General features: G+C 53.9%; 12 protein-coding genes. 2 read left to right on the top strand and 10 right to left on the bottom strand.

Annotation, left to right across the window (positions count from 1 at the left end):
- Positions 1-4: 4 nt before the first annotated feature.
- From AC222A_RS10895 to AC222A_RS10850, 10 genes are all read right to left on the bottom strand, one after another.
- The gene (locus AC222A_RS10895; RefSeq protein ID WP_372748685.1) at positions 5-889 is read right to left on the bottom strand and encodes an alpha/beta fold hydrolase; all 885 of its coding nucleotides are present in this window, start codon (positions 887-889) and stop codon (positions 5-7) included.
- A 1-nt stretch (position 890) separates the two neighbouring features.
- Positions 891-2192 (bottom strand): alpha/beta fold hydrolase, encoded by a 1302-nt coding sequence (locus tag AC222A_RS10890; RefSeq protein ID WP_372748684.1) that lies wholly within the window; start codon positions 2190-2192, stop codon positions 891-893.
- A complete protein-coding gene (locus AC222A_RS10885) occupies positions 2189-3523 on the bottom strand; it encodes a wax ester/triacylglycerol synthase domain-containing protein (protein ID WP_372810339.1) in 1335 nt (444 codons plus the stop codon). Before AC222A_RS10885 ends, AC222A_RS10890 begins: the two co-directional genes overlap by 4 nt.
- Positions 3520-4698, bottom strand: a complete 1179-nt coding sequence (locus AC222A_RS10880; protein WP_372749822.1) for an alpha/beta hydrolase family protein — start codon at positions 4696-4698, stop codon at positions 3520-3522. Before AC222A_RS10880 ends, AC222A_RS10885 begins: the two co-directional genes overlap by 4 nt.
- A gap of 84 nt (positions 4699-4782) precedes the next feature.
- Complete coding sequence (locus AC222A_RS10875) at positions 4783-5853, bottom strand: transporter substrate-binding domain-containing protein (RefSeq protein ID WP_372749823.1); 1071 nt, start codon at positions 5851-5853, stop codon at positions 4783-4785.
- A gap of 101 nt (positions 5854-5954) precedes the next feature.
- Entirely contained in the window at positions 5955-6404 is a 450-nt protein-coding gene (locus AC222A_RS10870; RefSeq protein WP_372749824.1) for a chemotaxis protein CheX, read from the bottom strand.
- Positions 6397-6768: a response regulator transcription factor gene (locus AC222A_RS10865; protein ID WP_372749825.1), complete on the bottom strand. Its 372-nt coding sequence runs from the start codon at positions 6766-6768 to the stop codon at positions 6397-6399. The genes AC222A_RS10870 and AC222A_RS10865 overlap by 8 nt, the downstream gene beginning before the upstream one ends.
- Before the next feature lie 9 nt (positions 6769-6777).
- Positions 6778-8901 carry an ATP-binding protein gene (locus AC222A_RS10860; RefSeq protein ID WP_486774966.1) on the bottom strand — a complete coding sequence of 708 codons (2124 nt, stop codon included), beginning with the start codon at positions 8899-8901 and terminating at the stop codon, positions 6778-6780.
- Positions 8902-9114: 213 nt separating this feature from the next.
- Entirely contained in the window at positions 9115-10248 is a 1134-nt protein-coding gene (locus AC222A_RS10855) for a PepSY-associated TM helix domain-containing protein (protein ID WP_486774965.1), read from the bottom strand.
- 137 nt (positions 10249-10385) lie between these two features.
- On the bottom strand, positions 10386-12506 hold the full coding sequence (locus AC222A_RS10850) for a TonB-dependent siderophore receptor (RefSeq protein ID WP_486774964.1): 2121 nt from the start codon (positions 12504-12506) through the stop codon (positions 10386-10388).
- Between the two features lie 169 nt (positions 12507-12675).
- On the opposite strand from AC222A_RS10850, the gene AC222A_RS10845 reads away from it, so the two are divergent.
- Positions 12676-13437, top strand: a complete 762-nt coding sequence (locus tag AC222A_RS10845; protein WP_486774963.1) for an exodeoxyribonuclease III — start codon at positions 12676-12678, stop codon at positions 13435-13437.
- 561 nt (positions 13438-13998) lie between these two features.
- Positions 13999-14219, top strand: a 221-nt coding sequence (locus tag AC222A_RS10840) for a hypothetical protein (protein WP_486774962.1), incomplete at its 3' end; no start/stop codon positions are given.

Below are 14219 nucleotides of genomic sequence, written 5' to 3'. Positions count from 1 at the left end.
GTGACTATCCAACCTGCTTGTCTGCTGCAGCTTCCGGCACCGCTAAAAAGGCCAGTAACTTGCTGTGAAATTCCGGTGCCGCCTCGCGGTGTACAAAGTGCCCCACACCGGGGTAACTCACCAGCTCAAAGGGGCCACTGCAGGCCTCAGCGGTGTTGGCAAAGACTTCCGGGCCAATGCTGCCATCCGCTTCACCCACAAACCAGAGCGCCGGCACCGTGGTTATTGTAGACATCACATCATAAACGTCGCGGCTGGCACCCCGAATCATCCGTCTGTAGTAGCCGAGTGCGGCCTGGAGCCCGCCGGGGGCAGCCAGCGCGGCTTTGAGCGGCGACAGATCGTACTTATTTACCGGCCAATTAGGCGACCACGCCCGGTAGAGACGATCGATAAAGGCAAAATTGTTTCTCGCCACCCGTTTTTCAGGCAGCCAGGGCAGTTGGAAAAACCAGACATACCAAGATCGCCGCAGCTGGGCAAAAGAGTTAGCTGTCGCCGCCATGTGCGGTACCGCGATGACCACCAGTTTTGACACCTTCTCCGGCGCGATATTGGCCGCCGTGTAGGCCGCAAAACCGCCCCAATCGTGGCCGATCACAATGGCGCTTTTCTCGCCCAACGCGTCAATCAGCGCCAACGCGTCGCGCGCCAGGGTAGTGATGGCGTAATCGCCATCCGCAGGTATTTCACTGGGATAATAGCCACGCATAAAGGGTGCAACGGCACGGTAGCCGGCTGCGGCCAGCACCGGCAGCAGCTCATCAAATGAATGGGCAGTATCGGGAAATCCGTGCAGACAAAGCACCAGCGGGCCGCTGCCCTGCTCAAGATAGGCTAGCTCGATACCGTTTACAGATAGACGTTTGTAGCCTGTGCCATTTTGCATGCTAGGTCGACTTGATGTTTTTGACTTTGCGCGCCCGCTGCTTTTTTGCCGGCGCTACTTTGGCTTTCCCGCTGGGCGGCTTCCCCGGGCTATTCGCCGAGGTGTTGGCTACCCTACTTTTGCCGGCAGCCGACTTGCGCGGCTTGCGGCCACTATCGCGCGCCTGTAACCAGTCCGCGGCCTGCGCCCAGACAGCCTGCTGGGCACGGCTACCGAGAATCACCCCCATATGGCCGCCCGGTGACACGTAAAAGGCTTTGTCACTGCTGGCCACCACATCCATGATGCGCTCGGCAATCGACGGGGGCACCAGTGAGTCGGTCTCACCAGCAAAAACCAGCAAAGAGCACTGTATTTTATTAAGCTCGGCCAGCTTGCTGCCAATTTCTATTTCACCCGTGGCCAACTTGTTATCAACGGCAACCTTGACCGCCATATCCTGCACCACCCCCCCCGGATACAACAGCATGTTATTAAGGTAGTCAGAGGTGGTGGTGTGCGATTCCACAAATTCTCTATCCCACAACCGCGTAATCAAATCCCAGTAGCTCGTGACGCTGCTGAGCGGGTCGGTCAGCTTGAACGCAAGCGTGGTGAGCCACGGCGGCGCGCTCAGTACCGACGGGTCGAGCACATGCAGCCGAAAATCGGTATAGCGCCGGATCATTTGTGCCGGCACATTCAAGGCCTGGGCAACACCCGTGGCAAGCCCACCACCGCGTAAATCGATTGGGCTGGCCACGGTCACCAGATTTTTCACCTGCGGATCTTTGGTCAACCCCATATAAAGAAGACTGATCAGCCCACCCATACACCAGCCCATCAGGGAGATTTCCTTGCAGCCGGAGTGACGACGGATTTCTGCCAGCGCTTCACCCATCATGGTCTCAGCGTAATCTTCCAGTCCCAAGTGCGCATGTTTCTTTTTGGGTTTACCCCAATCGATCAGGTAGGTTTTGAAGCCGCAGGCCGCCATATATTTCACAAGGCTGCGATGCGGCAACAGGTCAAAAGTTTCAGTGGTAACCCCCAGCGGCGGCACCAGCACCAGCGGTCGCTTGAACTGTTCCCGGCGAATGGGCATGGTCGAGCCGTCCGCCAGCTCAATCTCATCTTCGTCGGGTAAACCGTAGTAGCGCACCGCCATTGGGTCGCCGTCGTAAACCAGCTCAAACCAGGTATGTCCCGATTTCACCAGATTGTTACGTCTAAACAACCAGTCAAAGCCGTTGCCCGCCGCCTGGGCAACACGCTGATTGGTTGCCAGGCCCTGATCAAGCAATCGTTTCGCCAGTGGGTTCATATGCTAGCCTCCAACTGCTCCAGCGCCAGCCCCATATACACGGCCACACGCTGCAAATGCGGCAGCGTATCACGAGCGCCAATCAAACCAATACTGACAGCGTCATCATAATAATTGGACGTGACGGCAAGTGCAGTTCCCGGCATCAACAGCGACAGATTGTGTAGCGCCACCAGCTCGGCACCCGCCAGATAGCGCTTGCCGATCGGCCCCGGCATATTGATAAAGGAAAGGTTAAACATGGCAGGCATCCACGGCTGAGCGCCCGCGGCCTGGGACGCAATAAACGGCGCACTCGCCGCCAGGCTGTATGCCATACGCAATTCTGGAGCCACATCAGCCAGATGTGCCAGTGCTGCACGGTAGGATTTATCAACCGCTGCATAGCGCGCCAGGGGATCAGCCTCATCACTGGCCAGGCTGACAAACGCAAGACTGAAATCCGACAAATAGACACGGCTTTGCGGTACCGCTGCCACCAGCGGCTCGTCTGGCAAGGCATTAAATTCCTTGAGGAAGCGACGCAGCGCACTACCACAGAGATACAGCAGGGTTACCGTATCATCACAGCCGCCCAGCTTCCGGGTAAGCTCCGATACCGTTTTCTGGTCGTAGCGCTGGGTGGCAAACCGCCGCTGCCTATTGACAGGCCCGTTCAGGGCAGTACGCGGCGCGCGGTAGGGAACAGCGAGGGTTCTATCCCGACGAATCCCCGCGCCCACCAGCCGAGTAATGGCCTTACCGAGCCCGGTAGCGGCAGCCACTGGATCTTCCCACGCTTCAATCTGCGGCACGTCGTTTATCGAATCGGCATCTATACAGCAATGCCAAGGCGGCGTTATTTCACTATCGCCTTTGCTTTGCGCAAGAAAGGTATAGAGCACTTCCGCGCCCCCAGCCACATCAAGCAGTGCCCGGTGAACCTTAATATAAAGGGCGAAACCATTCCCCTCTAGCCCTTCGATAAGAAAGCACTCCCACGGTGGGCGCTCCATATCCAACAGCTGACTGTGAAGACGAGACACCAAGACCCCTAACTCGCGTTCGCCGCCCGGGGCTGGCAAACCAATTTGCCGGAAATGGTGGCTCAGATCCACAGACTGGCATTCCTGCCATTGCGTTTTTATAACCCAACGACTGAGCAAGCGACTATTCCATGGAAATACCACGTCGCTCTGACGGCGAAAATCAGCCGCCAAATCGGCCATAAAGGTTGAGCTGGCGTTTGCTGGTATCTGAAAACGCAGTAATACCCCGATATGCATCGGAGTATCGTCAGACTCCAGCGACATCATACTGGAGATAATAGCTGGTACCTTGCCGCGACTCATGGCGAAATTCCAAAACTGCGATCAATAAAAGCATGCATATCCTGCAGATAATGCGATTGCTGCAAGTGAAGCAGATGATTACCGGGAAACCAGTGAATGCGACTGCCCTGCCAGTGTTCGTGCAGCAAACGCACGAACCGCGGCGAGGTAAAGCGATCACCTGCACCGCTTATTATAAACAAGCGGTCGGGCGAAATTTTAGGTTGGTAGGTAAGCGGGCTATGCAGCGCCATGCAATGCCGCATGTCTGCCATGGTGAGATCACCCAACGCAAACAGCAATTGGGACACCGGTGCCACGGGCTGCCATTGCAGGGCCATATCCACCGGTGCTACCACCGGCGAGTTGGGGATGGCAAAGGACAAACGATCGTCGACGCAGGCCAGCAACGCTGAGAGGTACCCGCCAAGCGAAACACCGGACACGCCTACCTGCGGAGCGCCATGTTCAAACAGGTAATCAAGCCATATCCGCGCGTCGTAGATACCCTGCAACATCGCCTCATTGGTGCCCGCCAGACCATTGGTATAAAAGCCGATGCCACTGACAGGGTGTTCAATATCCGCGCGAGGCCCATGAAACGGGAGGGTCATCATCAGCACGTCGTAGCCCTGATCGTAGAGCTCGGTAAGCGAAAACCACCAGCTGTTAACCCGGTAGTTGTCTAACGACTGGCCGTGAATATACAGCAGCGTCGGGCGCGGCTGTTCGTGCCTCATATGCAGTGCGTACGCCCTGCGGTTGCGCGAATGCTTATTGTAGGTGTCAGCCAGGGCCGGGTTCAGAGGCTCATAGGGCGATTCGAAGCTGAGGTATTGGCAGTTGATACCCTTGGGGTTATACCGCCGGTGCCGTGAAAACATCGACGGTGACTGTTCAATCACTTTCACTTTCGGTGGCTTGACAAAATTTTCCGACACGTCAGCCCGGTCGGCAAACGGCGCGTAGTAACGCAACAAAGTATTCTGTTCGTCCAGCTTGCCCTTGCCCAGAAACATGGGCGCCAGCGCCGAGCACACCATCGTGCCAAGGCCGGTGCGGGCAACGCGATCGAGCGCTGCCGTCGCGGCAATACTTACCAACTTCTGGCGATTAATATCTGTATGGTCGGATTGGCGTTCAGCCTCAGCCTGAAGCTGATCCCACCAGTGAACAGTTGAATCTGATGCGGTCACAATGCGCCCTCTTGTTTTTATCGGGTGCACTCACTCTAACACGGTTTTGAAAGGGGCTTTAACCCCGAGCAAACTGCCCCTGATTTAACGCCCTTCATCACCGAGGTAACTGGCTAGAACCTCCCGCCACTGGTCTTCCGCCAACACTGACAAAATAGCCTGATTAAGTGGCTCTCGCAGCGCACTGCCCTCAGGCAGGGCAAAAGCATAGTCCTGTCGTTCGAAGGTATTGGGCAGCACTTGTATTCGACGCGGATAGTCCTGAATAGAGAGATATTTAAGAATGGGCGCATCATAGACCAAGGCGTCTGCCTCGCCAGTTGCAACCGCATTGACTGCTGCCGGCAGGTCCGCCCTCGGCATAAAACCAATGCCGCGTTTCTCCAAAAACTCAGCACTCGCGGAATCAGCAACGCCCACAACTCGCACCTTGGGCAAGTCGTCGACCCCGCGCACCGCACTACCCAATTGGCTTACCGTGAGGCTGGTGGCAATAGCCGCGGTAAAGCTGGAAATAAGAATAATGGCTGCAAACATCCAGACCAAACCGACAACGCGCCCCCAGAAAGTCGTCGGGGCTTTATCACCATAACCCACGGTAGTCATAGTAACCGCCGCCCACCAGAAACTTGCACCGATGCCCTCGGCCGTCCCACCACCGAACTGCTCGGCATTGCTGCGCCGCTCAGCCAGCCACAGCAATACACCGACCACCAGCAGCAGCGCGCCCAGGGCAGCCAGTGCCGCGAGAAATTCCCAGGAAAATACCCGCTTCACCGCCGCCCACACTGCGTTACCCTGTTTGGGGACAGCTATGGCCAATCCGGTGGTGTGGAAGGGATGGGTAAAATCAATACGCTTTTCGCGGCTCGCTGTTACTGTCAGAGCGGCCGCCGAGACGTCCAGCGTTCCGTCCGTCAGACCGTCAATCAAGCCGTTCAGATCGGTTTCGCGGAACTCATAACGCAACCCGAGCTTGTCGGCAGCCCGTTGAAACAACGCAATACTCAAACCGCCAAGTTCGCCCTCGCTGTTGCGCACTACAAAAGGGGGGGCCAGTTTAGTGCCAACAATCAGGGTTTCGCTGTTCGTCGCCGATTGCGCCACCCCCAGCAGGGGCCAAAGTAACACCAGACCTATCAGATACTTTTTCACGCGAGTCTCCCCCGATTGGTGGTTATCATAGGAAGACTACAAAAAATTGCGGTCTGCGTCGAAGCGCAGATATGGCAATAGTGCGCGAGCAAGCGTATATGTCAGCCTTCCAGGCTAATCACTACGGCTGCACTATAGGCTTTCCAGTAAACGGGAATCACATAGGAACGTAAGGCTTTTGGTAGATGAATACCCTCCGGAACGCCAGTGACAACAACAGGCACAGAAATCATAAACTCGCTACCAAAATGACCGCGCGCATTGCCTGACAGCGTATTGGCCACCTCCCCAACGACGTCCAGCAGGTTTTCCTGCGCCATATCGTCTTCACCCATGGACAACAACAGATGCCGCAGGAGAGCTCGCGGGGCGCTGAAGTAAACACACCCTTTGCGGGCACCGGAAATTCCAATGATCCCTGTGTAATCGAACAGCGCTGGTGCGCTTTCGCTATCCAGATACGGAGTGCCTACCTTTACCGGGTCATCCGCAGTGCACTCGAAGTAGTTCACTACCGCATCAATAAATACACTGAGATTTTCATCATTCATGAGAGTCATCCATTACTTCTTCGAGCGCGCGGCTCAAATCATCTTCGGTAAAAGGCTTACAGAGAAAGCCCCTTGCGCCGAGCTGCAGCGCCTGAATGCCTGTCGCTTTATCTTTAAGCGCCGAGACCACCAGAATACGAATATCCGGTTTACGAGATACCAGCTCCGAGATGCAATCCAATCCATCCATCTCCGGCATGGTCAGATCCATGGTAACCACATCCGGCTGCCAAACATCCAAGCCTTCAACGGCCTTTTTACCGTTACTGGCGCTACCCACCACTTGAAAACGCTCGTTATTTTGGCTGCGCGCCACCTTGCGACGAATCACATTGGAATCGTCTACGATCATGAGTCGATACATAGTTAATCCTTAGGCTGCACTGAGTACCGCATCGCCAGCGAGAGCCGAGTCAGACACCTCACCCGGCAGCGTAATCACAAACTGACAGTAGCGGCCTGGCGAACTGCCAATGGAGAGGCGACCACCCAACGCGTTGATCTTGCTCCGCACTACATCCATACCCACACCTCTGCCCGCGTCTGCACCAACCTCTCTACAGGTAGAAAAGCCAGGCTCAAAAATCAGGGACAATAACTGTTTGTTATCCATGCATTCCAGATCCGTCTCCGTGCGGAGGCCTGCTTCCATTGCCCGGCGGCGAATGGCCTTGTAATCAAAACCCGCGCCATCGTCGCGCACTGTCAGCTCAAGGGAACCGCCGGCCACCTCAGCCAGGCGAACATCAATACGGCCAAGCTCCGCTTTATTGGCATCGCGACGGTCTGCCGGCTTTTCAATTCCGTGGGCTACCGCGTTACGAATCATCTGAATACATACCTGGTTTATCACCTCGAGCCGTTCACTGCTAAGGGATAGCTCGGCCAATCCGCTGGCCACCAGATGTACTTTTTTACCAGCGCGTTCGGCACAGCTGTTTGTCAGATCATATAGATGCGCCCAACTTGGCACCGCGCTCTGCCCTTGCGGTATATCTGCAAGACCACCAATACGAGCAATCAGCTTCTGAACAGACTCGGTATAAGCCATCAAACGATTTAGCTTTACGGTCAGCGGTAGAAAGTCGTTACCTGAAAGATTGGGTTTATCACGCAACTGCGCCAGTTCCGCCTCAAACTGATGGGCCATAAGGGCAAAGTTCTCCAGCGTCAGTGCACTGGCCTCACCTTTGAGGTTATGAATATCATTAAAAATACGGCGAACTTTATTTTGCAGAACATGTTGATGGCCAGGTCCTTGCTGTCTTAGCGGCTCACGCAGCACCGCATTAATGCGGTTATAGCTGGCATGGGCATTATCAATAAACATCTGCAGTACCTTGGGATCTGCATGCAGAATATTGGTCAGTATTTCGAGCTGCTGCTCGCTCTCGCCTCGGCTCGCCTCTAGCTCTTGGGCCAAATTCACTTGCTCAGTAATATCATTAACTGTAACCAGCACATGAGCAATCTTGTTCTGTTCATAAACTCGCGCAAACTGGAAACTGATGTACTTTGTGGTATAGCTACCGTCCTTTTGCGGCAGGTTTATCTGAAGCCTGTCAAGTGGATTGAGATCGCGAATCAGCTTTTCCTTCACTTTCGCGCTAAACAAAAGCCCCACAAACTCACGCGTAGTATGTAAATCCTTTTCGGTTACCAACCGTTTCAATAACTCATTGAGGCTTCTGCCGGCAATATCGTTCCGCCCAAAAATGTCGCTTAATTTTTGCGAGTGCTGACCTCCAATCACAAGATCTTCATCCAACAGGAACAAGCCCTCATTTACCGTATCGAGAATTTCTGTGGTTTCGCGACGAGCAAGCTCAATACGGCGATCACCCTCGCGCAGCTGCGCAATAAAATGCAAAATAATGAAGATAAAGTTACATACGGCCAGCGTAATACCTATCGTTTGAATTAGGCGTAACCGTGTGGCTTTAGCTGTGGCCAGCGTCTCCAATCGAACGGTTAAATCGTTCATGGTTTTCAGCAGCGTAAGATTGTGCTCGCGTGCGTAGTCAATCGCAGTTTGCAAGGCAGGTAGAAATTGCATTGGATCGCCGCGCGCTGCCATCAACGCGTCAATATGCCCACGGTAGGGCTGCCAAACCCGCTCGGCGGCGTTTATCGCAGCCATTGCAGTCTCATCAACAACCGGCGGCAACGTAACCTGACCAACGCCTGCGCCCTTGGCCGTACCACCGAATTTAAAAGCATTGAGAGTTGAATCAAAAAGGTCGCGTGTGGTTTCCAGTTCTACGAGAGCGCTCTCTGCACTGTGCTCTTTACCCAGCAAATAATCACCATCAAGCAACGACTTGGTCATGCGCTGCGACAACATACGCTGCCGTCCCGCCAGGTTTACCGCAATTGCGTCGTCAGCGATTTCATACGAAATGTAAAAATTTAGTGTGAGTACCGATGCATCCAGCAATAAGAAAAGAGCAATTGACGCAATGATGCCACGGTACTTCCCATAATCGAGGCGAGTCATAACAAATCTCCCGAGGTGCGGCCCCATTGCCGCCAAACCCTGCCAGAGCAATTAGCGGGCCAAGGTGAGAGATGCTTTCATTTTACGGTGTGAATGACTGACTTTAGTGGAAAACAGCGATCAGTGAATTGATACGGTGCAGTTAGTGCGCCAGCATGTAGCAGACACCACGACAGCGCGCGCTGCTTTTCGGGGCGTGCGCGCCAATAGGTGTCAACGCGATGTCAACGGTTGCGCTTCTGCCTGGTTTTGACGCCGCGCTTTTTCCGCTGCGCGTTGACGCTGGGGGCGGCGCTTAATCCAAAGCGTGACACCAGTCACCGCGAGCAGCAGTGGGCTGAGCCCCAAGACACACCAGAGTATACGGCTAGGTAAGCCAGCAAAATCGCCGAAGTGCAGTCGCCGAAATGAATCGAGTGCTTTTGCACCTAGGTCAGCGTCCCGGATATCGTAGACCGAGACCAGCTCACCGCTTTGCGCATTAAATGCCACGCTGCTCGCATACTGACTCAACAGCGGATTGACGCTGTCCACGTCGCCAAAAAAGCGAATTGCCGCGCCGGGCTCCCAGGGCAGAGAAATATAAGTGGCAGCAAACCCCTGCAGTTCGCGCTCACTGCGATCATGCAGTGCCTGTAGCGAGAGATCATCGTTGTACAACCGATTTTGCATAGCGTAATGCGCCTCGCCACCGGCGTGCTCCTCAAGCTCATGGGCAAAATGTGTGAGGTTCCAATATGCGCCCGTAAAACCAAGGACCAGCAATACGGGCGAAGCATAGACGCCCACTAGCTTATGCAGGTCGCTGAAGTACAACACGAGCCGAGCTTTGCGTCGCAGGGTAAACAGATTGCGCCAGAAATGGCGGTGCATCCAGATACCGGTAATGCCTAGCAAACACAACACCACCGCGACCAATCCGCTAAGCAGCAACCCAGTGTCATGTAGCAGCAGTGTGTAATGCAGCTCCAGCAGCCAGTCGGTGAAATAGTGCGTGGTGGATACCACTGGCGCCAGCAGTTCGGCCCGGTATTGATCCATCAGGATATATGACCAGTCGCTGCTGCCATGCTGCATCAGATAAATCAGGTCTGCCCTGGCAGGATCCTCAAACAGCGCCCATCCCACTGTTTCGTAGTTGGGGTAAAGCGCATTGGTTTTTGCCAGCAAGGTATCAAGGCTCTGACGCTCGCCTTCTGGTATGACCCGGACCTTGTCGTGCATCAACAGGGTATCGATCTCATGTTTGAATACGAGAATGCTGCCGGTAAGACAGATCAATAGCAGCGGCAGACAAACTGCCAGAGCGGACCAGCTATGTATTTTAAAAAGTAGTCTATTTTTCATACTCTGCTTCACTGTTAGCTGCGGGGTTCGCCCTTATTCGCCTGCGGGCAGACTCCCACAGACAAGCCGCACGCACCGCACACACCGCGCGCAACTTCATCCTCTACCCATGCGCCTGCGAGCAGGCTACTGAAGCGCTAGTAGGCCCAGCTAACGGTGACCTGGCCATGCCTGGGTGCACCGTAATATCCCTGCTCCCAATAGAGGCTACTAATGTATTTCTCATCGGTGACATTGTTGATGTTCAAAGCAGCGGTAAGATTTTCGGTAATGGCATATTGGGCAAACAGATCCACCAGCGCATAACTGTCTTGTTCAATGCGCGCATTCAACGACGGTAATTCTCTATAAATGTCGTCCTGCCAGCGCAGTGCACCACCTATACGCAACGGTAATACTCCGGGTATTGCGTAACTCAGGCTCGCATTCAGGGTTCGCTTAGGAACATAGTGACGGGCGCTGTTACCCTGCGTATCTTCGATACTCAGAACCGTGAAGTTGATGTTGCCTTGCAGCCCATCAGCAAGGTAGCCGGCGATTTCCAGCTCAACACCGTCGCTGTCGAAATCGGCACCACGATACACGGAGATTACCCCGCCGGAAACCGGATCTGTCGCCGTACCCGCCGATTCCGAAATATTGTCATGCTTGGCCTTGAACAACGCCAATGCCGCCAGCATTCGGCCGTCAAGGAACTCGCCCTTGACGCCCAACTCCGCACTACGCCCCTCATTGGGGTCAAGGCGATTAAAATCCAAGCCGATATCGCGCTGCGGCATAAATGTTTCGGTATAGCTTGTGTAAACGGTGTAGTGCTCGCCAAATCGGTAAACCAACCCAGCGTAGGGCAGCGTTTTGCCACGGGCTTCGGTGGCGTGGTTTTCACCGTAGCTGCGCCCTTCGCTATCCCAATCGATAGTGCGTGCTCCGAGTGTGAACGACAGTTCGTCAGTCATACGATAGCGAGTCGCCACGTACACCGCCTGCTGCTTGTCAGTCCAATCGCTACCGTTGGCCGGATCATTCGCACCATCAACAAACGTTGGATAGGCCGCATTTCCATCCCAGGTTTTCAGGTTCGGAATGGGCGGAAAGCCATTGCCGGTGGTGTAATCGTAGAGCGATGCATCTTCCAGAGTATTACGCGCATAGTTAGCACCAAAAACCAGCTCATGCTCGCGACCCGCCAGTGAATACAAGCCGGTAACGTAGATATCCGAGACACTCTGTTGCTCCTGAAGCTTATAAGCGCTGGCGTATCCGGTTAGACCCTGCTCGGTTTGAGCGTTGGGCTGACCGTAAACGTAAAAAAGCTCGGAGTCGCCATCACGCCCATGGGTGTTATGACTGAGCATCAATTGCCATCCGCTAGCAAACTGCTGAGACCATTCAACGAATGCCGAGCGCCGATCAGTATTCCAATAGGCCCAGTCGGACGAGGTGCTGGTGGCTGTGTCGTAATTCGTCGCACTGCCGTCGCTGTAGTACAACGGCAAGGCTCCCCAGAGCGGGCTGTCGGCATCGGACGATTGATAGCTGCCACCCAATGTCAGCGTTGCGTTGACACCCACTGATTGCTCTAGCGCCAGATACCCCAATTTTTTGCCTAACGCATAACGATCAAGGTGAGACTCTCTGCGCTCTTTCATGGCCACTGCCCGCAGGCGCGTGGTATCACTTAGATGCGCAGTGGTGTCAGCTTCAACGCGCTGCAAATTCCAACTACCCTTAGTGAGCGCCAAGCTGCCACCCTCTTGGGCCAGGGGGCGTTTTCGAATCATATTAATGGTGGCTGACGGATTTCCCGCACCGGCCATCAATCCGTTAGGACCGCGAACCACGTCAATACGCTGGTACATGGCGGTATCGATGTCGCCAGCGCGATTGCCATAGCTCAACGGCAACCCCACCCCGTCAATCTGGAAATTGGTGATATCAAACCCGCGTGCTGTGTAATAGGTGCGATCAGTTTCAACCCGCTGAACCTGCACCCCTGCCGTACCCGCGAGAGCTTCATTCAGACTGGACAGCGCAAAGTCACGCATTTGATCTTGGGTAATACTGCTGATGGACTGCGGTGTTTCCAGCACCGACAAACCCAGCCGGGTAGCAGACGCATCACCTGCTGGCAGATAACCGCCTGCGGCCTGGCCATACACAGTAACCGTTTCTATTGGCTGGCTGGCCGTACCTGCGAAGGCGGCACCCGCGCTGCCCAAAGCGCCCAATGCCAGGGCCAGAGAATAGGATTTTTTCATAGAAGCTCTCCATCGCAAACAATGAGTGGGCTGCATTTAATCGCAATTGATAATCATTATCAATATCATTTGGCGAGTATTTTGGACTCCCTATTCTCCTTCACCACTTTGAATCCTGAATACCAGTCATGCTATATAAGGCGCCGATTTAAACAGGGACCACAAACAAATGCGCATTGCCTCCTGGAACGTAAACGGCATTAGAGCCGCCATGAAGAAAGACTTCACCGAATCTTTGGCTACATTGAACGCCGATATACTCTGCCTGCAGGAAACCAAGGCTCAGGACGACCAGGTTGCTGCCGCGCTGGAAGGGGTTGAGGGGTATCACGTATACAGCAACTCTGCCGAACGCAAAGGCTATTCAGGTGTAGCCATTCTGACTCGCCAACAGCCACTAAACGTATTCCCGGATATCGGCATAGACGAACACGACAATGAAGGCCGGGTGCTTACCGCCGAATTTGAAGACTACTATCTGGTTACCGTCTACACACCAAACTCCGGTAACGAGCTAGTTCGTCTACCCTACCGCGAGACGTGGGACAGAGACTTTCTGGCCTTTGTGAACCAGCTGCAAACCAAAAAACCGGTGCTAATGTGTGGCGACTTTAATGTGGCTCATACCGAGATCGACATCGCACGGCCCAAGCCCAACTACAACAAAAGCGCCGGCTTTACCCAAAAAGAAATTGACGGCATGGACAGCATTATTGCTTCTGGCTTTGTCGACACCTTTCGGCACCTTCACCCCGACACGGTGAAGTACAGCTGGTGGAGCTACCGCGCTGGCGCGCGCGGCAAGAACATCGGTTGGCGCATAGACTACTTTCTAGGTAGCGACGCATTGGTTAAAAGCCGCGTAAAGGCCGCTGAAATCTGGAACGAGATCTACGGCTCAGACCACTGCCCTGTCAGCGTCGACCTATAAGCCGGAAAACACGAAAACCACCTCCCGAACGCAACAGATGAAACAGGTTTGTAAACTACTGCAACTGTTTCATCTCGGCGACCCAAGCAACGCTTATAAAGCACAACTATCCGCACCCTGCTCCAACAAGCAGGGTGAACCGACGGCAATATCATCCTGCCCGGAAAAAAACAGCCTCAAACTCCGCAAGCCGCATTTATTTTGGGGTGTCTTTTTTGATGAAATGCCATAAAGTAACAAAAAATAAAACAACCGTACGGCGACTGTAACGCCGCACCGTCATGTGGTCGCGAATAATTTCAAGGAATGGAGATGCGGACCCGGAAATACCTATACCCCCTTATCAAATTTTGTGTGGATAAAGCGCATCCGCTCGCCTATGTACTTTCAGGGTCGACCCGTCTAAGGCGAGGCGTGCCTGAGCAATATCTCGGCGCGAGCAAAAAAATCAGCAACTTACAAAAAATCAGGTTTACCCGCAGTTATCAAAAGAGGGTCTACCCGCTAATAATTATTATGAGGTCGGAGACCTCATTAACGGGCTGTTAGAGCAGGAAAATTATGGATAGATTTCTTGAGATAGTGTCAGGTGAGTTTGTATTAAGGTTTATGCCGAATGGTGGGAAAGCCATTCTTTTGAGGTCCGTCATTGTATCCGCGATATTTTATATCCTAGCTATTGGGATAAAGTCATACTCCGCAGAGGGTGCGGTTTTATCATTTTCAGCGGTTCAGTTTTGGAACGAGGTTAGGGAAACAATACCTTGGTTTGGTGCTGTTTT

This window comes from Litorivivens sp. (assembly GCF_057445395.1).
The sequence above is the reverse complement of the archived record's forward strand: the minus strand, read 5'-3'. Positions and strand labels throughout refer to the sequence as shown.